The following is a 22458-nucleotide window of genomic DNA, read 5'->3' as shown; positions in this document are numbered from 1 at the left end:
CACACCTCCACTCAGCCTCCCGAAGGGGCGGGCAGATCAAAAGCTGCAGGCGAGCTAACGCTCGGCCTGATGAGTGGTGAAGGTCAACAGCGGGTACGCGGCGTTTGATTTTTGTGGAGCGGGCTTGCTCGCGAAGGCGGCCTGACAGCCGACCAATCACTCCCAGCCGCACCCCATTCCCACTGTGGGAGCTGGCTTGCCTGCGAAGGCGGCCTGCCAGCCGACCAATCACTCCCAGCCGCACCCCATTCCCACTGTGGGAGCTGGCTTGCCTGCGAAGACGGCCTGCCAGCCGACCAATCACTCCCAGCCGCACCCCATTCCCACTGTGGGAGCTGGCTTGCCTGCGAAGGCGTCCTGCCAGCCAACCAATCAATCCCGAATGTACTCCATCCCCCTGTGGGAGCGAGCTTGCTCGCGATGACTGACTATCAGCGACGAATCTCTTCTTTCCTGCTCCCGGTTGATCAGGGACGCTCTACCTTCCATTTTTGTGTTGAACAATGTGTAAAAAGCACAGAGCTTTCCCACGCATTTTTCAGGTTGCCGGGTAGGAAGCAGACTCTTTAACCTCTGGCTGTCGCTGAAAACTCAGCGATCGGGTGTGAGAGCCTGAGAACAGATATGTATGAATCTAGCGCCAGTATCACCATAATTGCCGCCCTGCTATTTGCGGTCTGCAATGTTCTATGGCGGCTGTGTGCGGGCGGGCCTCGGTCCGGCCGGTTCTCTGTTCCCGGTTTTCTCACCCTGCACATAGCTGCCACCACTTTCCGTGTGAGAAACGGCGAGTGATGGCTTCCAGCATGAACAGGGAAATTCAGATGAGCAAAGTTGTCCCCGATCCCCCCATCACCACTCAAACCCCCGACATCGAACCTGCCCCGCCCGACGCGCTCCTCCGAGACCGCGAAGCCGTAAAACGCGCCCTCGATTACTACCTCGATCCACCCAGCCAATACGTCGAAAAGCCTCGTCGTCCCAGCACGATGTTCTTGGTCGCGCCGAACACGGACACCGAAAGTCTGCTGGCGCAAGCCTGTGAGTCATTGGCTTCGGCGAGTGTCATGGCCAGCGACTTCGCCACTAACCTGATCGGCCCGCAGCGCAATACAGTGCTGGCGATTCAGCAGATCGTCATGCTGGCGGAGTTGGCGGTAAACCGGGCGCTGGATAACGTCGATCCGCGGGTATAAGTCAGACCGCGTTATCGTTCTTCGCAGGCAAGCCAGCTCCCACAGGGATTGAGCGTGTAGTTGGATTTTGTGAATGCCACAGATCCCCTGTGGGAGCGGGCTTGCTCGCGAAAGCGGTGGGTCAAACACCGCAGGCGTTGGCCGTCAGGCGACGGGCAATAAAAAACGGCGACCACTTCGGTGATCGCCGTTTTTTGTGCGCGCGGTTATCGCATCAAGGCGTCATCAACACTTCAATCGAGCCATCCGCCGTCATGCTGACCTGGCTCGTCCCCGCCTCAACATCCGGCGTTACGGGGGCGCCGTCCATGCTGGCGGCTTTCATCATCATCGGGGCGCGCATGAACGGCTGTGGATAACCGTTGCTGTTCAGGTTGAGGTTGACGATTTTGTAGCTCTTGCCGCCCAAGGCATCGGTGGCCAGTTGTGCGCGAGCCTTGAACGCGGTCACGGCTTCTTTAAGCAGGGCGTCTTCGCTGGCCTTGCGGGTCGGGGTGGCGATGGCGAAGTCCATGCCGCCCATTTTCAGGTCGGTCAGCAGTTCACCGGTCAGCTTGGACAGCGCGGCGAAGTCGGAGCTTTCCAGGCGCAGTTCGGCACGTTCGCGCCAGCCGGTGATTTTCTGGCCCTTGGTGTCGTAGATCGGGTAGCTGTTGCGGCTGCCTTGGCGCAGGGTGACTTCTTTGACCTGCTTGGCCTGGCCCAGCGCCTTGTTCATGGTGGTGCTGACGTCGGCGGCAAGTTTGGCCGGGTCGGTGTTCTGGTCTTCGGTGTAGAGCGTCACGATCATCAGGTCGCGAGCGACTTCCTGGCTGACTTCGGCGCGCAACGAGATCTGGTTGTAATGAAGCTCATCGGCGGCCAGGGCCGGGAGGCTGGCGACGGTGCCAACGCTGAGGGCGAGGAGGGCGGCGCTGCGGCGGAAACTGTGCATGAAAACTCCTTGGACGGTGCGCAGGGGTTAAGGTCCGAGCCTGCGTGAAACCATCAGACTCTAGCTTTAATGATCCGGTTCGCCCAGTTACAACTTCTATACAGATCGATTGCCGATGCCTTTGTGTTGAGGGGGCAAGCCCCCTCAACACAAAGGCATTCGCCAGTGGCTGTGACTGTGGCGGTTTGCCGCACTTTTGCCTGCCCGCCCCCGTGCTTGGTTATACTCCGTGCGATCCGCCTGGAGCGCTCATCAGGAGAGCTCATGCTCGCCCCCGTTCAAATCACTTCCGCGACTCGCCAGAATCTCTGGCGGCTAACGATCATTCGCTCTTTGGTACTCGCCGCGCAGGCCGGTTCTGTCGGGCTGGCCTATTGGTTCAACTTGCTGCCGCTGCCGTGGGTCGAGTTGGCGATGACCCTCGGCTGCTCGATGCTGCTGTGTGCCTTCACCGCCGTGCGCTTGCGCACCTCGTGGCCCGTCACCGAGCTGGAATACGCGCTGCAACTGGCCTGCGATCTGTTTATCCACAGTGCCTTGCTGTATTTCTCCGGTGGCTCGACCAACCCGTTCGTTTCTTATTATCTGGTGCCACTGACCATCGCCGCGGTGACGCTGCCGTGGCGTTATTCGGTCGTTTTGTCGGGCATCGCGCTGACGATGTACACCTTGCTGCTCGCGCGGTTTTATCCGCTGCAAACCTTTCCCATCGCTCGCGAAAGCTTGCAGGTGTATGGCATGTGGCTGAGTTTTGCCCTGGCCGCCGCCGTGATCACCTTCTTCGCCGCGCGCATGGCCGAAGAGCTGCGCCGCCAGGAAGAATTGCGCGCCATTCGCCGTGAAGAAGGCCTGCGCGATCAGCAGTTGCTGGCCGTTGCGACTCAGGCCGCCGGCGCCGCCCATGAACTGGGCACGCCGCTGGCGACCATGAGCGTGCTGCTCAAGGAAATGCGTCAGGACCATCACGACCCGCTGTTGCAGGACGATCTGAGCGTGCTGCAGGATCAGGTCAAGCTGTGCAAGGAGACCTTGCAGCAACTGGTGCGCGCCGCCGAGGCCAATCGCCGGTTGGCGGTGGAGATGCAGGACGTCACCGATTGGCTCGACGAAGCGCTGAACCGCTGGCACTTGATGCGCCCGGAAGCCAGTTACCGCTTCCAGCGCCTCGGCCAAGGCACCGTGCCGCGCATGGCGCCGCCGCCGGACCTGACGCAAGCGCTGCTGAATTTGCTGAACAACGCCGCCGATGCTTGCCCCGAAGGCTTGCAAGTGACGCTGGACTGGAACGCTGACGACCTGACCATCAGCATTCGCGACCACGGCGCCGGTGTGCCGCTGGCCATTGCCGAGCAGATCGGCAAACCGTTTTTTACCACCAAGGGCAAAGGTTTCGGCCTGGGCCTGTTTTTGAGCAAGGCCAGCGTGACACGCGCCGGCGGCTCAGTGAAACTCTACAGTCATGAGGAAGGCGGCACGCTCACCGAGCTGCGCCTGCCCCGTGTCGCCCGAGGAGACGAACATGAGTGACGAGATCCAAGTAGAAGGCGAAGGCGAAGAACTGCCGCATTTGCTGCTGGTAGACGACGACGCTACCTTCACCCGCGTGATGGCCCGCGCCATGTCCCGCCGTGGTTTTCGCGTCAGCACCGCCGGTTCCGCCGAAGAAGGCCTGACCATCGCCCAGGCCGATATCCCGGACTACGCCGCGCTGGACCTGAAAATGGACGGCGACTCGGGCCTGGTGCTGCTGCCGAAACTGCTCGAGCTCGACCCGGACATGCGCGTGGTGATCCTCACCGGTTATTCGAGCATTGCCACCGCCGTCGAAGCGATCAAGCGCGGCGCCTGCAACTATCTATGCAAGCCGGCCGATGCCGATGATGTGCTGGCGGCGCTGCTGTCCGAACACGCCGACCTCGACACGCTGGTGCCGGAAAACCCGATGTCGGTAGACCGCTTGCAGTGGGAACACATCCAGCGCGTCTTGACCGAGCACGAAGGCAACATCTCCGCCACGGCCCGCGCCCTGGGCATGCACCGCCGCACGCTGCAGCGCAAACTGCAAAAGCGTCCCGTGCGTCGCTGAACCTGCGCTGAACGAATGCCGGCCCTGTCTCGCGACAAACCGAACCGATCATCTATGATCGGTTCGTGCGTGTTCTTTTCTTTATCGAGCCTTTTACATGAATCAGAACGCTGAGTATTCCGCGGTCAACGATGCTGTACGCGGGCAGTTTTTACGCAAAGTCTGGGCGATGACCACGCCTTACTGGCGCAGCGAAGAGAAGGGCAAGGCCTGGACGTTGCTGATTGCCGTGATCGCGTTGTCGCTGTTCAGCGTCGCGATTTCGGTGTGGATCAACAGTTGGTACAAAGATTTTTACAACGCCCTGCAAAAGAAGGACGAAGCGGCCTTCTGGCAGCTCATCCTGTATTTCTGCGGCATTGCGGCGGTGGCGATTCTCGGCGCGGTGTATCGGCTTTACCTGACGCAGATGCTGACCATTCGCTGGCGAGCCTGGCTCACGGAACAGCATTTCGCCCGTTGGCTCGGCAACAAAAACTACTACCAGCTGGAGCAGGGCGGTTACACCGATAACCCGGACCAGCGGATTTCCGAAGACCTCAACAGCTTCACCTCCAACACGTTGGGGTTGGGCCTGGGGCTGATCCGCAACATCGTCAGCCTGGTGTCGTTCTCGATTATTTTGTGGGGCGTGTCGGGCAGTATTGAAGTGATGGGCTTCACCATCCCCGGCTACATGTTCTGGTGCGCGCTGGTGTATGCCGCCGTCGGCAGCTGGCTGACGCATCTGATCGGCCGTCGCTTGATCGGCTTGAACAACCAACAACAACGCTTCGAAGCCGACTTGCGTTTCTCCATGGTCCGGGTTCGCGAGAATGCCGAAAGCATTGCGTTGTACAACGGCGAGCCGAATGAAAACCGTCGCTTGAGCAGTCGCTTCGGGCTGGTTTGGCACAACTTCTGGGACATCATGCGCGTGTCCAAGCGCCTGACGTTCTTCACCTCCGGTTATGGCCAGATCGCGATCATCTTCCCGTTCATCGTGGCCGCGCCGCGTTACTTCGCCGGCAAGATCGAGCTCGGTGAACTGATGCAAATCAACTCCGCGTTCGGCAACGTCCAGGAGAACTTCAGCTGGTTTATCAGCGCGTACTCGGACCTCGCTGCATGGCGCGCCACCTGTGATCGTCTGCTGAGTTTCCGTCAAGCCATGACCGATAACGAAGAGCGGGCACCGGCCATTGATGTGCAAAATCAGGGCTCGGCATTGAAGGTGCACAACCTCGGCCTCGATCTGGCGGACGGTCGTCACCTGCTGACCAATGCCGACATGACCGTGGAGGCGGGCGAGCGCGTGATGCTCAGCGGTCGTTCCGGCAGCGGCAAATCCACCTTGCTGCGGGCGATGGGGCATCTGTGGCCGGCGGGCCACGGCAGTATTCGCCTGCCATCGGCACGCTATCTGTTCTTGCCGCAAAAGCCGTACTTGCCGATTGGTACGTTGCGCGAGGCGTTGAGTTATCCACAGGCTGGCGAAACCTACGCGCACGAGCGCTATGTGCAGGTGCTGGAAACCTGCCGCTTGCCGCACCTGGTGGCGCGTCTCGACGAAGCCAATCACTGGCAGCGCATGCTGTCGCCGGGTGAGCAGCAACGTTTGGCCTTCGCTCGTGCGCTGCTGTACGCACCGCATTGGCTGTACATGGACGAAGCCACGTCGGCGATGGACGAAGAGGACGAAGCGTCGCTGTATCAGGCGTTGATCGATGAGATTCCGGGGCTGAGTATCGTCAGCGTCGGGCATCGCAGCAGTTTGAAACGCTTCCACCCACGGCACATTCGTATCGACAATGGCCATCTGGTGGACCAGACCGTTACTGCCTAGGCACCGCAAATCCCCTGTGGGACTGAGCGTGTGGTGAGGGGGCTTGCTGTGGCGAGGGGGCTTGCCCCCGTTGGACTGCGCAGCAGTCCCCTTTTTTTCAGGGCCGCTTCGCGACCCAACGGGGGCAAGCCCCCTCGCCACACAAGCCCCCTGCCATAGGTTTGCTCCCACAGTTCCGCTCCCACAAGGGGCATGGTGTTTAACCCCGACGGTGATCGTACAACCGCGTTGAGCTATGATGCGGTTTCAGCCGAATTTTCGAGACAGACGTACCCCATGGAAAACCCGATCGACGTACCACGCCTCCCTCGCAAGCGCCGCAGCCTCGCACAGGAACTGGTGACGGTGCTGTCCGAGCAGATCCGCGACGGCCAACTCAAACGCGGCGATAAACTGCCTACCGAGTCGGCGATCATGGAGGCCCATGGCGTCAGCCGCACGGTGGTGCGCGAAGCGATTTCCCGTTTGCAGGCCGCCGGCCAAGTGGAAACCCGCCACGGCATCGGCACCTTCGTGCTCGACACCCCGAGCCCAAGTGGCTTCCGCATCGACCCGGCCACGGTGGTCACTTTGCGTGATGTGCTGGCGATTCTGGAATTGCGCATCAGCCTCGAAGTGGAGTCCGCCGGCCTCGCCGCGCAACGCCGCAGCGCCGAACAGTTGGCCTTGATGCGTGCCGCGCTGGACGCCCTCAACGAGAGCGCTTCCCACGCCAGCGATGCCGTGGCGTCCGACTTCCAGTTCCACCTGCAAATCGCACTGTCGACCGGTAACCGCTATTTCACCGACATCATGACCCACCTGGGCACCAGCATTATTCCGCGCACCCGCCTCAACTCCGCGCGTCTGGCCCATGACGACCAGCAGCATTACATGGGTCGCCTGAGCCGCGAGCACGAAGAAATCTACGACGCGATTGCGCGCCAGGATTCGGACGCGGCCCGCGCCGCGATGCGCCTGCACCTGACCAACAGCCGCGAACGGTTGCGTCATGCGCATGAAGAGGCTGAGGCGCAGCGGGGTTAACCGGCGCAGTGTTCTGCGGCTCATAAACCCCACTTCCCCCGCGCCTCGTCCTTTAAAGGGCGCAGGCGCACGCCGTTTTCAATCCTCTATGTGAAGCAGCAGCGGTTCCGAACAGGGCTCCAGGCTCGACTCATCCGCGAATTTGTAACGCAGCTCGATGGTTTGGTTGCGGTATTTGTGCAGCTCGGTCTTGGGGACCTTCAGTTCAATGCCCGTGAGTTTTACCGCTTCGTCGCGGGTATCGTCCCAGCGTCCGGTCGGTGCTTCCTGGCCGGTCCAGTCAGGCGTTTGCGTATCTGCGCCGAGGATCGGGTAGACATCCCAGTTCGCGGCAATCTCAGCAGAATCCGGAACGGCGATGCTCAGAGACTCGCCCAGGCTGGACAGCTTGACCGTGGCGGCGTTGGGTGAAGTCAGGTCTGGAAATTGGGGAAGGGTCGGGGTGGCAAATTGCATCATCGAGTACGCTCCATGCGAAGTCGGCCATGATCCATTCATGGCGCGTTTTGCACTGTAAGGAGCTCTCTGGCGATGTGCTGAAGGGGAGTGTGACGATTCTTTGCAAGGACCACTGAGCTTTCTGAAAAGCCTGGCTACGCCGCACGACAGTGAAGCCAGCGGTTACAAACAACACGCCCGCGTCATTGCGGACGCGGCCCGCGCGACGATGCGGTTGCATTTGACGAATAGTCGGGAACGGCTGCGCCATGCCCATGAAGAGGCGGAGGCGCAGCGGGGGTAGGCGATTACTTGGCGATGTCTGTTTGGTAATCGACGTACTCGATTGTGTTATCGAATAACACCTTGAATTTTTTCTGGGTTATCACCCAATTCACCTCGGGAATTGCCTCAAACTCAACGAGGTTTCCGACCTGTACGGAGAGATCGAACTCTGGAGTTACCTCCAAGGCCGCGTGGTTGCTTCTCGCGGGAAAGGTGAAGCGGTGAATTGTCTTCATGGACGACTGCCTGACTGTTGATTGACCCAAGTATTAAGCGGTGACGTGCATTGGCTCGATACTGTAAGAAATACCAGTTTCGACGAGCGGTCAGCTCGTTCTGCGGTTTCTGAAAAAACGCTTTCGAGAGCAAGCCCGCTCCCACAGGGGATCTTCGGTGGACACACAATGTGTGAACACCATCGATCAAATGTGGGAGCGGGCTTGCTCGCGAAGAGGCCGGCAGCCTCAACGCAGTAACCTCAGCCAGCCTTCAAAATCGACCGATCCACCCGCACCGCCAGTTCAACCGCCCCAGCCTTGGCCTCAAAAGCCACCAGCCCCTGAGCATCCACGACTCCCCGGGCAATCGGCACACCCTTGGACAACAACTCCAGTGGCGCACCTTTCAATGATTGGCCTGAAGCCAATTCCAATTTCACTTTAATCGTCATCTTCAGATTTCCCTATCAGGCCACGTTGCCAGTCGGGTGGTAATCCTTGAGCAGCAGGTAAGTGCTCCAGCCCCACCAGTCATCGACGGTGGCGGTGTCGTTGAGGTTGTTGACGTCCTTGCGCCGCAGCACCTTGTTGCCTTCCATGCGGAACAACGGTGAAAAGTTGCCCGCCAGGTTCAGCACCGCTTGCAGATCCGGCATCTTTTTCAGCGCGCCAAAGTTGCCGGGCGACGGGGCGATCCCGCTGAGATATGCGGCAAACACTTCATCCGCCGACACCTGGACCGCTTGATTCACCTGGGCGAGATTCGCGCTGTCGATGGCATCGAAATAGCGTTTGTCGCCATACGCACGCCATTGAGCGCCGTCGCCGTTGCGCACATTGAGGCCGAACTTGCTGTCCTCGTCGTGCATGAACCGCGTGATCAGCGAACCCAGGTCACTCGGCGTGACCACCGCTGCCAGCTGTTTACGCGGCACGCGCAAATGGCCGGCGGAGAACAGGTCGGTCAGGTAATGATCGGCAAATGCATTCATCGCGTAAGCCAGTTCCAACGATTTGTCGTCGCCGCTGGCGTGAGCCTTGACCGCTTGTTGCAGTGCCGCGGCATGCCCGGCGATGTAGGCAAGCAGCGCCCATTCGGCGAAGTGGTCGGCGTTATTGGCGGCCAGTTTCAGGTAGCGCCCCAAGGGCAGCAGCGCAGAGACAAAACTGCCGCCGCCGGTGATTTTGTTCCACTCTTGCGACAACGTATCTCCCAGCGCGTCGTACGCCTCATGCGCCTGCTTGCCGTCCCTGATGGCCTGTTTAACCGCGTCGATTTCCTTCTGCATGACGCCGAGGATCAGCTTCGCCTCGGCATTCGCCGCCGGCAATACGGCCAGTGAATTGAAAGCGTTATTAAAACGCTGGATGCGCTCGGCAGCGCTGGCGCCTTCGCTGACGGGACGGTCGGGAATGCCATAAAAGTCGCCGCCCAAGGCGACGATCTGGCCGTAGGTCAGCGCCAACCCGTTCGGCAGGTGCAGCTCTACCTGCGAAGCCGCAACAGCAGGGGCGTCCTTGATGAAACGCAGCAGCGTGCTGTCACCAATCGCGGTGTGTTCGCCGCCCTCGAACTTCAGCGGCGGCTTGCCGTTCAAGGCTTTGCCGGCCGAAGCGTCGGGCTGGTCGTTGTGGTCGCCGAGTTGCAATAGCAGCGCGTCGTTGCCAGTGATGGCGATGCCCTGCTCGGTGAAAAGATCATCGAGGTTGGCGATGATCGACTTGGGTTTTTCCTGCGTTGATGTGTGTAGACCTGACATTTCTGGCTCCTTGATATGTCGTCGGTATGTGTTTCGAATAACTGTACATATATACAGTCACTCGGTGCATAGGTGAGAAATTTCCTACGTCAAGAAAATCCCTTTCCGACTCAAAACTTGAGGTTGGCGATGAAATGCAGTTGACGGTTATTATTTAAGTTGTACGATGACCTACAACTCGGCGAAGGCTGAACGGTTTCCTCACACACAAACGTTGCTACCCAGGGTGTTCGAATAATGAATCCACAAGAACTGAAGTCCATCCTCTCTTCCGGCCTGCTGTCTTTCCCGGTCACCGATTTCAATGCTCAGGGCGATTTCCATCGCGCGGGCTACATCAAACGTCTCGAATGGCTGGCCCCATACGGCGCCACGGCATTGTTCGCCGCGGGCGGCACCGGTGAGTTCTTCTCTCTGGCGGCCAGCGAATATTCGGAAATCATCAAGACTGCCGTCGACACCTGCGAAACCAGCGTGCCGATTTTGGCCGGCGTGGGCGGGTCGACCCGTCAAGCCATCGAATACGCACAGGAAGCCGAGCGTCTGGGCGCCAAGGGCCTGTTGCTGCTGCCGCATTACCTGACCGAAGCCAGCCAGGACGGCGTTGCCGCCCACGTTGAAGCCGTGTGCAAATCGGTGAAAATCGGCGTCGTGGTCTACAACCGTAACGTCTGCCGCCTGACCGCGCCGTTGCTGGAACGCCTGGCCGAGCGCTGCCCGAACCTGATCGGCTACAAGGATGGCCTGGGCGATATCGAGTTGATGGTGTCGATCCGTCGCCGCCTCGGTGATCGTTTCAGCTACCTGGGCGGTTTGCCGACCGCCGAAGTCTACGCCGCTGCTTATAAGGCGCTGGGCGTACCGGTTTACTCGTCGGCGGTGTTCAACTTCATCCCGAAAACCGCGATGGATTTCTACCACGCCATCGCCCGCGAAGATCACGCCACCGTTGGCAAGATCATCGACGACTTCTTCCTGCCGTACCTCGACATCCGTAACCGCAAGTCCGGTTATGCAGTGAGCATCGTCAAGGCCGGGGCAAAGATTGCCGGCTACGACGCAGGCCCTGTGCGTGCACCGCTGACCGACCTGACCGGCGAAGAGTACGAAATGCTCGCCGCGTTGATCGACAAGCAAGGCGCGCAATAAACACTGACTAAACAGGGCCGCTGAGCAATCAGCGGCTTTTTGCGTGAGGAGACATTCAAGTGGCAGATGCAAAGCGTTTTGATAACTACATCAACGGTGAATGGGTTGCCGGCAGCGAATACTGCGCCAACATCAACCCGTCCGAACTGACCGATACCATCGGCAACTACGCCAAGGCCGATCTGGCCCAAGTCCACGCCGCCATCGACGCCGCGCGCGCCGCGTTCCCGGCCTGGTCGACGTCGGGCATTCAGGCTCGTCACGACTCGCTGGACAAAGTCGGTACCGAAATCCTCGCCCGCCGCGAAGAACTCGGCACCCTGCTGGCGCGTGAAGAAGGCAAGACCTTGCCTGAAGCCATCGGCGAAGTGACCCGCGCCGGTAACATCTTCAAGTTCTTCGCCGGTGAAACCTTGCGTCTGTCCGGCGACTACCTGCCGTCGGTGCGTCCGGGAGTGAACGTTGAAGTCACCCGCGAAGCGCTGGGCGTTGTGGGCCTGATCACGCCATGGAACTTCCCGATTGCGATCCCAGCGTGGAAAATCGCCCCGGCCCTGGCCTACGGCAACTGCGTGGTACTCAAACCGGCCGATCTGGTTCCGGGTTGCGCCTGGGCCTTGGCTGAAATCATCTCCCGCGCAGGCTTCCCGGCCGGCGTGTTCAACCTGGTGATGGGCAGCGGTCGTGTGGTTGGCGACGCGCTGGTACAGAGCCCGAAAGTCGACGGCATCAGCTTCACCGGTTCTGTCGGTGTGGGTCGTCAGATCGCCGTCAGCTGCGTCTCGCGCCAAGCGAAAGTCCAGCTGGAAATGGGCGGCAAGAACCCGCAGATCATTCTCGACGACGCCGATCTGAAACAAGCGGTCGAGCTGTCGGTACAGAGCGCGTTCTACTCCACCGGTCAGCGTTGCACCGCGTCGAGCCGCTTCATCGTCACCGCCGGCATCCACGACAAGTTCGTCGAAGCCGTGGCCGAGCGCATGAAGTCGATCAAGGTCGGCCACGCGTTGAAAGCGGGCACCGACATCGGTCCAGTGGTTTCCCAGGCTCAGCTTGAGCAAGACCTGAAGTACATCGACATCGGCCAGTCCGAAGGTGCGCGTCTGGTCAGCGGCGGCGGTCTGGTGACGTGCGACACCGAAGGCTACTTCCTGGCGCCAACGCTGTTTGCCGACAGCGAAGCCGCGATGCGTATCAGCCGTGAAGAGATCTTCGGCCCGGTGGCCAACGTGGTTCGCGTCGCGGATTACGAAGCGGCACTGGCCATGGCCAACGACACCGAATTCGGTCTGTCGGCGGGCATCGCCACCACCTCGCTGAAGTACGCCAACCACTTCAAACGCCACTCCCAGGCCGGGATGGTGATGGTCAACCTGCCGACCGCCGGCGTGGATTACCACGTTCCGTTCGGTGGGCGTAAAGGTTCATCCTATGGCTCCCGCGAGCAAGGTCGCTACGCGCAAGAGTTCTACACGGTCGTGAAGACCAGCTACGTCGGCTCCTGATACACCGCTGTGCCTGTGGGAGCCGGCTTGCCTGCGATGGCATCACCGCGTTGTGACTGACACTGCGCGGTGCCTGCATCGCGGGCAAGCCCGGCGCCCACAACAGCCAGATCCGAAGATATTGTTATTACCCGCATAAAAATAATCAGTGGGAGTACATCTACATGCAAGCGACCAAGCCGACTCACGTCCGCTATTTGATCCTGCTCATGCTGTTTCTGGTGACCACGATCAACTATGCCGACCGGGCCACTATCGCCATCGCGGGCTCCAGCCTGCAAAAAGACCTCGGCATCGACGCGGTCACCCTCGGTTACATCTTCTCCGCATTCGGTTGGGCCTACGTGGCCGGGCAAATTCCCGGTGGCTGGCTGCTGGACCGGTTCGGTTCGAAAAAAGTCTATGCGCTGAGCATCTTCACCTGGTCGCTGTTCACCGTGTTGCAGGGCTACGTCGGTGAGTTCGGCATGTCCACGGCCATCGTTGCGCTGTTCATGCTGCGCTTTTTGGTCGGCCTGGCTGAAGCGCCATCCTTCCCCGGCAATGCGCGCATCGTCGCGGCCTGGTTCCCCACCGCTGAACGCGGCACCGCTTCGGCGATTTTCAACTCGGCGCAATACTTCGCCACCGTATTGTTCGCGCCGTTGATGGGCTGGATCGTCTACAGCTTCGGCTGGCAGCACGTGTTCGTGGTGATGGGCGGTATCGGCATGGTGTTCTCGCTGATCTGGCTGAAAGTTATCCACAGCCCACGCCAACACCCGATGATCAATGACGCCGAGTTCCAGCACATCGCCGACAACGGCGGCATGGTCGATATGGACCAGGACAAAGGCACCGGCAAAAAGGTTGATGGCCCGAAGTGGGACTACATTCGCCAGTTGCTGACCAACCGCATGATGCTGGGCGTGTACCTCGGCCAGTACTGCATCAACGGCATCACGTATTTCTTCCTGACCTGGTTCCCGGTGTACCTGGTGCAGGAACGCGGCATGACCATTCTCAAGGCCGGTTTCATTGCCTCGTTGCCGGCGATCTGCGGCTTCATCGGCGGTGTGCTTGGCGGGGTGATTTCCGATTACCTGCTGCGCAAGGGCCACTCCCTGACCTTCGCGCGCAAGGCGCCGATCATTGCCGGTTTGCTGGTCTCCAGCAGCATCGTGGCTTGCAACTATGTCGATATCGAATGGATGGTCGTCGGCTTCATGGCCCTCGCGTTCTTCGGCAAAGGCGTGGGTGCGCTGGGCTGGGCCGTGGTGTCCGACACCTCGCCGAAACAGATCGCCGGTTTGAGTGGCGGCCTGTTCAACATGTTCGGCAACATCGCGTCGATCACCACCCCGATCGTGATCGGTTACATCATCAGCGCCACCGGCTCGTTCAAATGGGCGCTGGTGTTTGTCGGTTGCAACGCACTGGTCGCAGTGTTCAGCTACCTGGTGATCGTCGGCCCGATCAAGCGTGTGGTCCTGAAAGAACCACCCGTGGGCGGTCCTGAAACCAACAACAAATTGTCACAAGCGCATACCTGAGGAGCGGCGTCATGCAGTTGATTGAACATTCCGACTCGCCGCGCTACATCCGCCTGCACGCGCGGGACAACGTAGTGATCGTGGTCAATGACCAAGGCGTGCCCGCCGGCACCGAGTTTCCCGATGGCCTGGTAACCGTGGACTTCGTGCCGCAGAGCCACAAAGTCACGCTCGAGGATATTCCCGAAGGCGGCCAGGTGATTCGCTACGGCCAGACCATTGGCTACGCGTTGCAGCCGATTCCGCGCGGCAGCTGGGTCAAGGAAGATCAACTGCGCATGCCCACCGCGCCACCGCTGGACAGCTTGCCGCTGTCCACCGAAGTGCCGGCGCCGCAGGCCGCGCTGGAAGGCTTCACCTTCGAGGGTTATCGCAACGCCGACGGCACTGTCGGCACGCGCAATATTCTGGGGATCACCACCACCGTTCAATGCGTGACCGGCGTGCTCGATCACGCCGTCAAGCGCATCAAGGACGAGTTGCTGCCCAAATACCCGAACGTCGATGACGTGGTCGCGATCACTCACAGTTACGGCTGTGGCGTGGCGATTACCGCCACCGACGCCTACATCCCGATCCGCACCGTGCGTAACCTGGCGCGCAACCCGAACCTGGGCGGCGAAGCGTTGGTCATCAGCCTCGGTTGCGAAAAATTGCAGGCCGGGCAGGTGATGCACGAGGGCGACAGCTCGGTGGACCTGAGCGATCCGTGGCTGTACCGCTTGCAGGATTCGAGTCACGGTTTCACCGAGATGATCGAGCAGATCATGGAACTGGCCGAAACCCGTCTGAAGAAGCTCGATCAACGTCGCCGCGAAACGGTGCCGGCGTCCGAGTTGATCCTGGGCATGCAGTGCGGCGGCAGCGATGCGTTCTCCGGCATCACCGCCAACCCGGCGCTGGGGTTTGCCTCGGACCTGTTGCTGCGGGCGGGCGCGACGGTGATGTTTTCCGAAGTCACCGAAGTGCGTGACGCCATTTACCTGCTGACCTCGCGTGCCGAAACTGAGGCCGTGGCGCAGGAACTGGTGCGGGAGATGGATTGGTACGACCGTTACCTGGCCAAGGGTGAAGCGGATCGCAGCGCCAACACCACGCCGGGCAACAAGAAGGGCGGGCTGTCGAACATTGTCGAGAAGTCCCTGGGCTCGATCGTCAAATCCGGCAGCAGCGCGATCAACGGGGTGCTTGGCCCTGGCGAGCGCTTCAAGCGCAAAGGCCTGATTTTCTGCGCGACCCCGGCCAGTGATTTTGTCTGCGGGACGTTGCAGTTGGCGGCGGGGATGAACCTGCATGTGTTCACCACCGGACGCGGTACGCCGTATGGTCTGGCGATGGCGCCGGTGGTAAAGGTCTCGACGCGCACTGAACTGGCGCAGCGCTGGCCAGACCTGATCGACATCGATGCCGGGCGAATTGCGACCGGGCGCGCTTCGATTGAAGACTTGGGCTGGGAGTTGTTCCACTACTACCTGGACGTGGCCAGCGGCAAGAAACAGACGTGGGCCGAGCAGCACAAACTGCATAACGACATCACCCTGTTCAATCCAGCGCCGATCACTTAAGGCCGAGTTGCCTGCTTCGCGAGCAAGCCCGCTCCCACTTTTGATCTCCAGTGTTTATGAGATCAGTGTGGGAGCGGGCTTGCTCGCGAAAGCGGCCGACCTGACGCCGAAGTCCCCGGTGGCTTATCATTCGCCCCTTAATGACGCCCACCCAAGGTAACTCCCGGCATGCTGGCAATTTTCCTCGAAACCCTGAACATCACCGCGCCGGTGTTTGCCATGCTGTTTCTGGGGGTGTTGCTCAAGCGCATCGACTGGATCAACGACAATTTCATCCACACCGCGTCGGCCCTGGTGTTCAACGTCACCATGCCGGCGTTGCTGTTTCTGGGCATCCTGCACGCCGACCTGCGCGCCGCGCTGCAACCGGCGCTGCTGATCTACTTTTCGATTGCAACGCTGGTGGGTTTCGCCATCGCCTGGGGCTGGGCGATCTGGAAGTGCCCACGGGAAGACCGGGGCATCTACACCCAAGGCGCGTTTCGCGGCAACAACGGGGTGATCGGTCTCGCACTGGCGGCAAGCATGTACGGCGATTACGGGATTTCCCTCGGGGCGATTCTCGCGGCGCTGGTGATCCTGTTTTACAACACGCTGTCGACCATTGTGCTGGCGGTGTATAGCCCGGTGATCAAGTCCGATCCGTGGAGCATCTGCAAAAGCGTGATGGCCAACCCGCTGATCGTCAGCGTGTTCGCAGCGGCGCCGTTTGCCTATTTCAAGATTGGCCTGCCGGGCTGGCTGGAAACGTCTGGCCAATACCTGGCGCAAACCACCTTGCCGCTGGCGTTGATCTGCATCGGTGGCACGCTGTCGCTGGCGGCGTTGCGCAAGAGCGGCAACATGGCGCTGAGTTCAAGCCTGGTGAAGATGATCGGTCTGCCGGTGCTGGCGACCGTGGGGGCTTGGCTGTGGGGCTTTCGTGGCGCGGAGTTGGGGATTCTGTTCCTGTACTTCGGCAGCCCGACCGCCGCCGCCAGTTTTGTCATGGCCCGTCAGGCCAATGGCAACCATGAACTGGCGGCGGCGATCATTGTGATCACCACGTTGATGGCGGCGGTGACCACCAACATCGGGATCTTTTTGTTGCAGTGGGGCGGGTGGATCTAGCTTCGGGGTTTGTGCTGTTCTTTCGGGCCTCTTCGCGAGCAAGCCCGCTCGCACATTTGATCTCCAGCGGACACAAAATTTGTGTACGGCTCGGTCCAATGTGGGAGCGGGCTTGCTCGCGAAGACGGCCGACCAGTCACCGCAAAAAACCGCGACTTACTCCGGCTTCTGGTATGTGTCGATCACTTCCTGCGCCGCCCGAAACGCATCAATCGCCGCCGGCACACCGGCATACACCGCGCAATGCAGCAGCGCTTCGCGGATTTCTTCGACGGTGCAACCGTTGTTCAGCGCACCGCGCACATGACCTTTCAACTCTTGCGGGCACTTCAACGCGGTCAGCGCGGCGAGGGTGATCAGGCTGCGGGTTTTCAGCGGCAGGCCCTCGCGATTCCACACGCTGCCCCACGCGTGTTCATTGACGAAATCCTGTAGTGGCTGAGTGAACTCGGTGGCATTGCCCAGCGCTCGGTCGACGAAGGCGTCGCCCATCACTTGGCGGCGGACTTCAACGCCAGGCTTTTTAGTGTCGGTCATGGCAGTTCCTTTTTGTGGTGTTGGCGACGCCAGGCGCGCAGCGAGGTGAACAGCAGAAACGCCACCAGCGCCGGCAGGACGAAAAACAGCATCAGGTGTTCGAGCTTGCCGGCCAGCGGCATGCCGGTGGTGAACGACACCACGTGCAGGCCGTAAGCCAGGTACAAACCCAGGCACAGCAACCCTTCGGCGCGGGTTACGCGATAGCCGGTGTAGAACAGCGGCAGGCACAGCAACGCAACACCCAGCATCACCGGCAAGTCGAAATCCAGGGCGTTGGGCGAGACCGATAAGGGCGACGGTGCGATCAGGGCAGTGAAGCCGAGCACACCCAAAAGGTTGAACAAATTGCTGCCGATCACGTTGCCGACGGCGATGTCGCGCTGGCCGCGCAACGCGGCGATCAACGAGGTGGCCAGCTCCGGTAACGAAGTACCGATGGCGACGATGGTCAGGCCGATGATTCGCTCCGACAGCCCCAGGTCGGTAGCCACCGCGACGGCGGCGCCCAGCAACAAATGCCCGGCATACACCAGCATCGCCAGCCCGGCAAATATCATCATCAGGCTGCTGAACCATGGCGCGCGGTGGCTGTGCGGATCGCTCGACGGCGGGCGCGACGAATGCCGCGACTGACGCAGCAACAAGCCCAGGTACAACGCCAGCGCGGCGAGCAGAATGACGCCGTCGAGGCGGGTCAGTTCTTCGTTCCAGGCCAGGATAAACACCAGCACGCTGGCGCCGATCATCAGCGGAATATCCAGGCGCACCAATTGCCGCGAGACCCGCAACGGAATGATCAGCGCCGAAAGCCCGAGGGTGACAAGGATGTTGAAGATGCTGCTGCCGATCACGCTGCCGACGGCGATGTCGGCGTTCTGCGCCAGGGTGGCTTGCAGGCTGACCGCCATTTGCGGCGCGCTGCTGCCGAGGGCGACGATGGTCAGGCCGATGATCAGCGGTCGTACTTGCAGGCGAGCCGCCAGGCGCACGGCGGCGCGCACCATCAACTCGGCGCCGGCGATCAGCAACAGCAGGCCGCCGAACAATTCGATCAGGTTGATCAGGGGTAAATCGGCAAGTCCGAAAATGATCGCTGCTCCGGTCTGTCAGTCGTCGAGGGCTTGTACGCGAACCTGCGCGGTGCCACTTCGGAGCATACCCAGTTGTTCGGCGGCCTCGTGTGAAAGATCAATCAGGCGGCCACGGGTGTGCGGCCCGCGATCATTGATACGGACCACGCAAGACTTGTCGTTGCTGAGGTTGGTGACCTTCACCCGCGTGCCAAAGGGCAATTGGCGATGCGCGGCGGTCAGGGAATTCTGGTTGAAACGCTCGCCACTGGCGGTGCGTTTACCTTGGTGTTTGGCGCCGTAATAGGACGCGGTGCCGGTCTTGTCGTAACCGTGTGGGTCGATGACATCGTTGCTGGCGCAGCCGGCCAGCAGAGAGAGCAGGGCGCAGGCGCCCAGTAGACGCTTCATTCAGAGGGTTCCACAAACAAATGTGGGAGCGGGCGTGTTGTTGGCAGCTGGGCTTTTGTGGCGAGGGGGCTTGCCCCCGTTGGGCTGCGAAGCCGCCCCAAAACTTGAAGACTCGGTGTCAGATATAACGCGAGTTCAGAAATGGGGGCCGCTTCGCGACCCAACGGGGGCAAGCCCCCTCGCCACAGCAGACCCATGGCCACGGCAAGTCCGCTCCCACAGGGGGTTGAGCCAGTTTTGAATGCTGGCTCCATTCCAATCAGCCTTCGAGCTTGCTTTTCAGCAGTTCGTTGACCTGTTGCGGGTTGGCCTTGCCTTTGGAGGCTTTCATGGCCTGGCCGACGAAGAAGCCGAACATCTTGCCGCGTTTGGCTTCGTCAGCCGCACGGTATTGCTCGACCTGTTCCGCGTTGGCCGCGAGCATTTCGTCGAGTACCGCCGAAATTGCGCCGCTGTCGGTAACTTGCTTGAGGCCACGTTTTTCGATGATCTCGTCCGCGCTGCCTTCGCCGTTGGCCATCGCCTCAAACACCACCTTGGCGATCTTGCCGGAGATGGTGTTGTCGGTGATGCGCAGCAACATGCCGCCCAGTTGCTCGGCCGAGACCGGCGACTGGTCGATGTCCAGGCCCTGTTTGTTCAACAGGCTGCCCAACTCAACCATGACCCAGTTGGCCGCCAGTTTGGCGTCGCCGCCGATGCCCGCGACTTTCTCGAAGTAATCGGCTTGCTCGCGGCTGGTGGCCAGCACGCTGGCGTCATAGACCGACAGACCGAACTGCGCCTGGAAGCGCTCGCGTTTTTGTGGCGGCAATTCCGGCAGAGTGGCGCGCACTTCGTCGAGGAACGAGTTTTCGATGACCACCGGCAGCAAGTCCGGATCAGGGAAGTAACGGTAGTCGTTGGCTTCCTCTTTGCTGCGCATCGGACGGGTTTCGTCCTTGTTCGGATCGTACAGGCGGGTCTGCTGGATCACTTTGCCGCCGTCTTCAATCAGCTCGATCTGGCGCTGCACTTCACTGTTGATCGCTTTCTCGATGAAGCGGAACGAGTTGACGTTCTTGATCTCGCAGCGGGTGCCGAATTCAACCTGGCCTTTCGGGCGGATCGACACGTTGCAGTCGCAACGCAGCGAGCCTTCGGCCATGTTGCCGTCGCAGATGCCCGGTAACGCACCAGCGCGTGGACGGTCTTGACGTAGGCCACGGCTTCCTTGGCGCTGCGCATGTCCGGTTCGGAAACGATTTCCAGCAGCGGCGTGCCGGCACGGTTCAGGTCGATGCCGGTGGCGCCGTTGAACTCTTCGTGCAGGCTTTTACCGGCGTCTTCTTCCAGGTGCGCACGGGTGACGCCGACACGTTTGATCGTGCCGTCCTCCATGGCGATGTCCAGGTGGCCCTTGCCGACAATCGGCAATTCCATCTGGCTGATCTGATAGCCCTTGGGCAGGTCCGGGTAGAAATAGTTTTTACGGGCGAACACGTTGTGCTGGCCGATCTCGGCATCGATAGCCAGGCCGAACATCACCGCCATGCGCACCGCTTCCTGGTTCAGCACCGGCAACACGCCGGGCATGCCCAGGTCGACCAGGCTGGCCTGGGTATTCGGCTCGGAACCGAACGTGGTGGAACTACCGGAAAAGATTTTCGACCGGGTGGTGAGCTGGGTATGAATCTCCAGCCCGATCACGACTTCCCATTGCATGTGTTTCTCCTCAGAAGCCGGTTGGGGTGCGGGTGTGCCAGTCAGTGTTCAGCTGGTACTGATGGGCCACATTGAGCAATCGGCCTTCCTGGAAATACGGGGCGAGCAATTGCACGCCGACCGGCAGACCGTCGACAAAGCCGGCGGGCATGGACAAGCCCGGCAGACCGGCGAGGTTGGCGGTGATGGTGTAGACGTCTTCCAGGTAGGCAGCGACCGGGTCGCTGTTCTTGGCGCCCAGCTTCCAGGCCGGGTTCGGCGTGGTCGGGCCGAGGATGATGTCGACCTCATTAAAGGCGGCCATGAAGTCGTTCTTCACCAGACGGCGAATCTTTTGCGCTTTCAGGTAGTAGGCATCGTAGTAACCGGCCGACAGTGCGTAGGCGCCGACCATGATCCGGCGCTGCACTTCCGGGCCGAAACCTTCGCCGCGCGAGCGTTTGTACAGGTCGACCAGGTCTTTCGGGTCTTCACAGCGGTGGCCGAAGCGCACACCGTCGAAACGCGAGAGGTTGGACGAGGCTTCTGCCGGGGCGATCACGTAGTACGCAGGAATCGCGTGCTGCATGTTCGGCAGGCTGATTTCCTTGATCACGGCGCCGAGCTTTTCCAGTTCCTTGACGCTGTTGTGGATCAGTTCGGCGATACGCGGGTCGAGCCCGGCGCTGAAATACTCTTTCGGCACGCCGATGCGCAGGCCTTTCAGCGAATCGTTGAGGCTGGCGCTGTAATCCGGCACGGGCTCGTCGATGCTGGTGGAGTCGTTTGTGTCGAAGCCGGCCATGCCTTGCAGCAGGATCGCGCAGTCTTCGGCGGTGCGCGCCAACGGGCCGCCCTGATCGAGGCTGGAGGCGTAAGCGATCATGCCCCAGCGCGAAACGCGACCGTATGTCGGTTTCAGGCCGGTCAGGTTGGTGAACGCGGCGGGCTGGCGAATCGAGCCGCCCGTGTCGGTCGCAGTGGCCGCTGGCAACAGGCGCGCGGCAACCGCCGCCGCTGAACCGCCGGACGAACCGCCCGGCACGTGTTCCAGGTTCCACGGGTTTTTCACCGCGCCGTAGTAGCTCGACTCGTTGGCCGAGCCCATGGCGAATTCGTCCATGTTGGTCTTGCCCAGCGTGACAGCACCGGCGGCGGCCAGTTTGGCAACGACGGTGGCGTCGTACGGCGCTTTGAAGTTGTCGAGCATCTTCGAGCCGCAACTGGTGCGGATGCCCTGAGTGCAGAACAGGTCTTTGTGCGCGATCGGCGCGCCAAGCAGGGCGCCGCTCTCACCGTTGGCGCGGCGTGCGTCAGCGGCTTTCGCCTGCTGGAGCGCCAGGTCTTCGGTGAGGCTGATGAAGCTGTTGAGCTGAGGATCGAGCTGGGCGATACGCGCCAGCAGGGTTTTGGTCAGCTCTTCGGAAGAAAACTTTTTATCGGCGAGACCGCGGGCGATCTCGGCCAGAGTCAATTGATGCATTGCAGGCTCTTTCCCTTTAGTCGATGACTTTCGGAACCAGGTACAGGCCGTTTTCGACCGCTGGTGCGATGGACTGATAGGCCTCGCGATGATTGGTCTCGGTCACGACGTCGGCACGCAGGCGCTGGCTGGCTTCCAGTGGGTGGGCCAGCGGCTCGATACCATCGGTATTGACCGCCTGCATTTCGTCGACCAGCCCGAGAATGCTGTTCAGGGCCGAAGTGATGTGTGGAAGATCGGCATCATTAAGGCCAAGGCAGGCCAAATGTGCGATTTTTTCCACGTCGGAGCGTTCAAGCGCCATTGCGATTCTCCAGTGGAAAACAGAACGGACGGCGTCCGTGTGTTAGATTGTCGGAACACTACCGCATTTCTACGGTCATAAGGCCGCGATTGTGGGGGTTGGTGCACAGAAAAGCGGCCAATTTAACATATTGGCGCCTTGCCCAAAATCCCTGTCGTTGTTAGAGTTTGCCGCACTTTTTTACCCCACGCGTTGCCTAGGGTCCCTTTCCCATGTTCAAGAAACTGCGTGGCATGTTTTCCACGGACTATTATCAGTGCGAAGTGGCTACAGAATTCAAGCCGCTCGGCACTACCCTGAAGGGGGCACCATGAAAGAGAAAATCCAAAACTGGCTGC

20 protein-coding genes and 2 pseudogenes are annotated in these 22458 nt (G+C 60.6%); 11 read left to right on the top strand and 11 right to left on the bottom strand.

What is annotated here, in order from left to right:
- Window positions 1-824 precede the first annotated feature (824 nt).
- Entirely contained in the window at window positions 825-1196 is a 372-nt protein-coding gene (locus tag ACQKP4_RS24360; RefSeq protein WP_427636296.1) for a DUF6124 family protein, read from the top strand.
- 214 nt (window positions 1197-1410) lie between these two features.
- Here ACQKP4_RS24360 and ACQKP4_RS24355 read toward each other — a convergent pair whose 3' ends face one another.
- On the bottom strand, window positions 1411-2130 hold the full coding sequence (locus tag ACQKP4_RS24355) for an SIMPL domain-containing protein (RefSeq protein WP_427636294.1): 720 nt from the start codon (window positions 2128-2130) through the stop codon (window positions 1411-1413).
- A gap of 264 nt (window positions 2131-2394) precedes the next feature.
- Here ACQKP4_RS24355 and ACQKP4_RS24350 point away from each other — a divergent pair, with 264 nt between their 5' ends.
- The 4 genes from ACQKP4_RS24350 to ACQKP4_RS24335 all read left to right on the top strand — a co-directional run bounded on the left by ACQKP4_RS24350 (window position 2395) and on the right by ACQKP4_RS24335 (window position 7067).
- Window positions 2395-3657 carry an ATP-binding protein gene (locus ACQKP4_RS24350; RefSeq protein ID WP_427636292.1) on the top strand — a complete coding sequence of 421 codons (1263 nt, stop codon included), beginning with the start codon at window positions 2395-2397 and terminating at the stop codon, window positions 3655-3657.
- The gene (locus tag ACQKP4_RS24345) at window positions 3650-4216 is read left to right on the top strand and encodes a response regulator transcription factor (protein ID WP_427636290.1); all 567 of its coding nucleotides are present in this window, start codon (window positions 3650-3652) and stop codon (window positions 4214-4216) included. The genes ACQKP4_RS24350 and ACQKP4_RS24345 overlap by 8 nt, the downstream gene beginning before the upstream one ends.
- Before the next feature lie 97 nt (window positions 4217-4313).
- Window positions 4314-6041 carry an ABC transporter ATP-binding protein/permease gene (locus ACQKP4_RS24340; RefSeq protein WP_427636288.1) on the top strand — a complete coding sequence of 576 codons (1728 nt, stop codon included), beginning with the start codon at window positions 4314-4316 and terminating at the stop codon, window positions 6039-6041.
- Window positions 6042-6317: 276 nt separating this feature from the next.
- The gene (locus tag ACQKP4_RS24335) at window positions 6318-7067 is read left to right on the top strand and encodes a FadR/GntR family transcriptional regulator (protein ID WP_427636286.1); all 750 of its coding nucleotides are present in this window, start codon (window positions 6318-6320) and stop codon (window positions 7065-7067) included.
- 78 nt (window positions 7068-7145) lie between these two features.
- Here the strand turns inward: ACQKP4_RS24335 and ACQKP4_RS24330 are convergent, their stop codons facing one another.
- On the bottom strand, window positions 7146-7526 hold the full coding sequence (locus ACQKP4_RS24330) for a hypothetical protein (protein ID WP_427636285.1): 381 nt from the start codon (window positions 7524-7526) through the stop codon (window positions 7146-7148).
- A 175-nt stretch (window positions 7527-7701) separates the two neighbouring features.
- Here ACQKP4_RS24330 and ACQKP4_RS24325 point away from each other — a divergent pair.
- Window positions 7702-7809 (top strand): annotated as a pseudogene (locus ACQKP4_RS24325) (GntR family transcriptional regulator); the annotation flags it as partial.
- Between the two features lie 4 nt (window positions 7810-7813).
- Here the strand turns inward: ACQKP4_RS24325 and ACQKP4_RS24320 are convergent.
- From ACQKP4_RS24320 to ACQKP4_RS24310, 3 genes are all read right to left on the bottom strand, one after another.
- Complete coding sequence (locus ACQKP4_RS24320; protein ID WP_427636283.1) at window positions 7814-8026, bottom strand: hypothetical protein; 213 nt, start codon at window positions 8024-8026, stop codon at window positions 7814-7816.
- A gap of 242 nt (window positions 8027-8268) precedes the next feature.
- Window positions 8269-8460: a hypothetical protein gene (locus tag ACQKP4_RS24315; RefSeq protein ID WP_427636282.1), complete on the bottom strand. Its 192-nt coding sequence runs from the start codon at window positions 8458-8460 to the stop codon at window positions 8269-8271.
- A 15-nt stretch (window positions 8461-8475) separates the two neighbouring features.
- Window positions 8476-9768 carry a phospholipase gene (locus ACQKP4_RS24310; RefSeq protein WP_427636281.1) on the bottom strand — a complete coding sequence of 431 codons (1293 nt, stop codon included), beginning with the start codon at window positions 9766-9768 and terminating at the stop codon, window positions 8476-8478.
- A 237-nt stretch (window positions 9769-10005) separates the two neighbouring features.
- Between ACQKP4_RS24310 and kdgD the strand changes: the two genes are divergently transcribed.
- The 5 genes from kdgD (at window position 10006) to ACQKP4_RS24285 (ending at window position 16629) form a co-directional block, all read left to right on the top strand.
- Window positions 10006-10917, top strand: a complete 912-nt coding sequence (kdgD, locus tag ACQKP4_RS24305) for a 5-dehydro-4-deoxyglucarate dehydratase (RefSeq protein ID WP_427636279.1) — start codon at window positions 10006-10008, stop codon at window positions 10915-10917.
- Between the two features lie 59 nt (window positions 10918-10976).
- Entirely contained in the window at window positions 10977-12422 is a 1446-nt protein-coding gene (locus tag ACQKP4_RS24300; RefSeq protein ID WP_427636277.1) for an aldehyde dehydrogenase family protein, read from the top strand.
- A gap of 164 nt (window positions 12423-12586) precedes the next feature.
- Complete coding sequence (locus tag ACQKP4_RS24295) at window positions 12587-13954, top strand: MFS transporter (protein WP_427636275.1); 1368 nt, start codon at window positions 12587-12589, stop codon at window positions 13952-13954.
- 11 nt (window positions 13955-13965) lie between these two features.
- Entirely contained in the window at window positions 13966-15519 is a 1554-nt protein-coding gene (garD, locus tag ACQKP4_RS24290; protein WP_427636274.1) for a galactarate dehydratase, read from the top strand.
- Window positions 15520-15687: 168 nt separating this feature from the next.
- Entirely contained in the window at window positions 15688-16629 is a 942-nt protein-coding gene (locus tag ACQKP4_RS24285; protein WP_427636272.1) for an AEC family transporter, read from the top strand.
- A gap of 156 nt (window positions 16630-16785) precedes the next feature.
- Here ACQKP4_RS24285 and ACQKP4_RS24280 read toward each other — a convergent pair whose 3' ends face one another.
- From ACQKP4_RS24280 to gatC, 6 genes and pseudogenes are all read right to left on the bottom strand, one after another.
- Window positions 16786-17166, bottom strand: a complete 381-nt coding sequence (locus ACQKP4_RS24280) for a carboxymuconolactone decarboxylase family protein (RefSeq protein WP_427636271.1) — start codon at window positions 17164-17166, stop codon at window positions 16786-16788.
- Window positions 17163-18224, bottom strand: a complete 1062-nt coding sequence (locus ACQKP4_RS24275; RefSeq protein WP_427636298.1) for a calcium/sodium antiporter — start codon at window positions 18222-18224, stop codon at window positions 17163-17165. The genes ACQKP4_RS24280 and ACQKP4_RS24275 overlap by 4 nt, the downstream gene beginning before the upstream one ends.
- A 51-nt stretch (window positions 18225-18275) precedes the next feature.
- The gene (locus tag ACQKP4_RS24270; RefSeq protein ID WP_427636270.1) at window positions 18276-18650 is read right to left on the bottom strand and encodes a septal ring lytic transglycosylase RlpA family protein; all 375 of its coding nucleotides are present in this window, start codon (window positions 18648-18650) and stop codon (window positions 18276-18278) included.
- Window positions 18651-18909: 259 nt separating this feature from the next.
- Window positions 18910-20354, bottom strand: a pseudogene (gatB, locus tag ACQKP4_RS24265) (Asp-tRNA(Asn)/Glu-tRNA(Gln) amidotransferase subunit GatB).
- A 10-nt stretch (window positions 20355-20364) separates the two neighbouring features.
- On the bottom strand, window positions 20365-21816 hold the full coding sequence (gene gatA, locus ACQKP4_RS24260; RefSeq protein WP_427636268.1) for an Asp-tRNA(Asn)/Glu-tRNA(Gln) amidotransferase subunit GatA: 1452 nt from the start codon (window positions 21814-21816) through the stop codon (window positions 20365-20367).
- Between the two features lie 16 nt (window positions 21817-21832).
- The gene (gatC, locus tag ACQKP4_RS24255; protein WP_007901429.1) at window positions 21833-22120 is read right to left on the bottom strand and encodes an Asp-tRNA(Asn)/Glu-tRNA(Gln) amidotransferase subunit GatC; all 288 of its coding nucleotides are present in this window, start codon (window positions 22118-22120) and stop codon (window positions 21833-21835) included.
- Window positions 22121-22458: the final 338 nt, after the last annotated feature.

This window comes from Pseudomonas sp. NPDC086278, from assembly GCF_050280905.1.
Classification (GTDB): Bacteria; Pseudomonadota; Gammaproteobacteria; order Pseudomonadales; family Pseudomonadaceae; genus Aquipseudomonas.
The sequence above is the reverse complement of the archived record's forward strand: the minus strand, read 5'-3'. Positions and strand labels throughout refer to the sequence as shown.

Excerpts from the sequence above, each read along its gene's own strand:
- gatC (WP_007901429.1), bottom strand. The coding sequence starts at position 22,120 with ATGGCGCTTGAACGCTCCGACGTGGAAAAAATCGCACATTTGGCCTGC.
- ACQKP4_RS24285 (WP_427636272.1), top strand. The coding sequence starts at position 15,688 with ATGCTGGCAATTTTCCTCGAAACCCTGAACATCACCGCGCCGGTGTTT.
- ACQKP4_RS24330 (WP_427636285.1), bottom strand. The coding sequence starts at position 7,526 with ATGATGCAATTTGCCACCCCGACCCTTCCCCAATTTCCAGACCTGACT.
- ACQKP4_RS24335 (WP_427636286.1), top strand. The coding sequence starts at position 6,318 with ATGGAAAACCCGATCGACGTACCACGCCTCCCTCGCAAGCGCCGCAGC.
- ACQKP4_RS24355 (WP_427636294.1), bottom strand. The coding sequence starts at position 2,130 with ATGCACAGTTTCCGCCGCAGCGCCGCCCTCCTCGCCCTCAGCGTTGGC.
- gatA (WP_427636268.1), bottom strand. The coding sequence starts at position 21,816 with ATGCATCAATTGACTCTGGCCGAGATCGCCCGCGGTCTCGCCGATAAA.
- ACQKP4_RS24345 (WP_427636290.1), top strand. The coding sequence starts at position 3,650 with ATGAGTGACGAGATCCAAGTAGAAGGCGAAGGCGAAGAACTGCCGCAT.
- ACQKP4_RS24280 (WP_427636271.1), bottom strand. The coding sequence starts at position 17,166 with ATGACCGACACTAAAAAGCCTGGCGTTGAAGTCCGCCGCCAAGTGATG.
- garD (WP_427636274.1), top strand. The coding sequence starts at position 13,966 with ATGCAGTTGATTGAACATTCCGACTCGCCGCGCTACATCCGCCTGCAC.
- ACQKP4_RS24360 (WP_427636296.1), top strand. The coding sequence starts at position 825 with ATGAGCAAAGTTGTCCCCGATCCCCCCATCACCACTCAAACCCCCGAC.
- ACQKP4_RS24295 (WP_427636275.1), top strand. The coding sequence starts at position 12,587 with ATGCAAGCGACCAAGCCGACTCACGTCCGCTATTTGATCCTGCTCATG.
- ACQKP4_RS24350 (WP_427636292.1), top strand. The coding sequence starts at position 2,395 with ATGCTCGCCCCCGTTCAAATCACTTCCGCGACTCGCCAGAATCTCTGG.
- kdgD (WP_427636279.1), top strand. The coding sequence starts at position 10,006 with ATGAATCCACAAGAACTGAAGTCCATCCTCTCTTCCGGCCTGCTGTCT.
- ACQKP4_RS24320 (WP_427636283.1), bottom strand. The coding sequence starts at position 8,026 with ATGAAGACAATTCACCGCTTCACCTTTCCCGCGAGAAGCAACCACGCG.
- ACQKP4_RS24270 (WP_427636270.1), bottom strand. The coding sequence starts at position 18,650 with ATGAAGCGTCTACTGGGCGCCTGCGCCCTGCTCTCTCTGCTGGCCGGC.
- ACQKP4_RS24340 (WP_427636288.1), top strand. The coding sequence starts at position 4,314 with ATGAATCAGAACGCTGAGTATTCCGCGGTCAACGATGCTGTACGCGGG.
- ACQKP4_RS24310 (WP_427636281.1), bottom strand. The coding sequence starts at position 9,768 with ATGTCAGGTCTACACACATCAACGCAGGAAAAACCCAAGTCGATCATC.
- ACQKP4_RS24315 (WP_427636282.1), bottom strand. The coding sequence starts at position 8,460 with ATGACGATTAAAGTGAAATTGGAATTGGCTTCAGGCCAATCATTGAAA.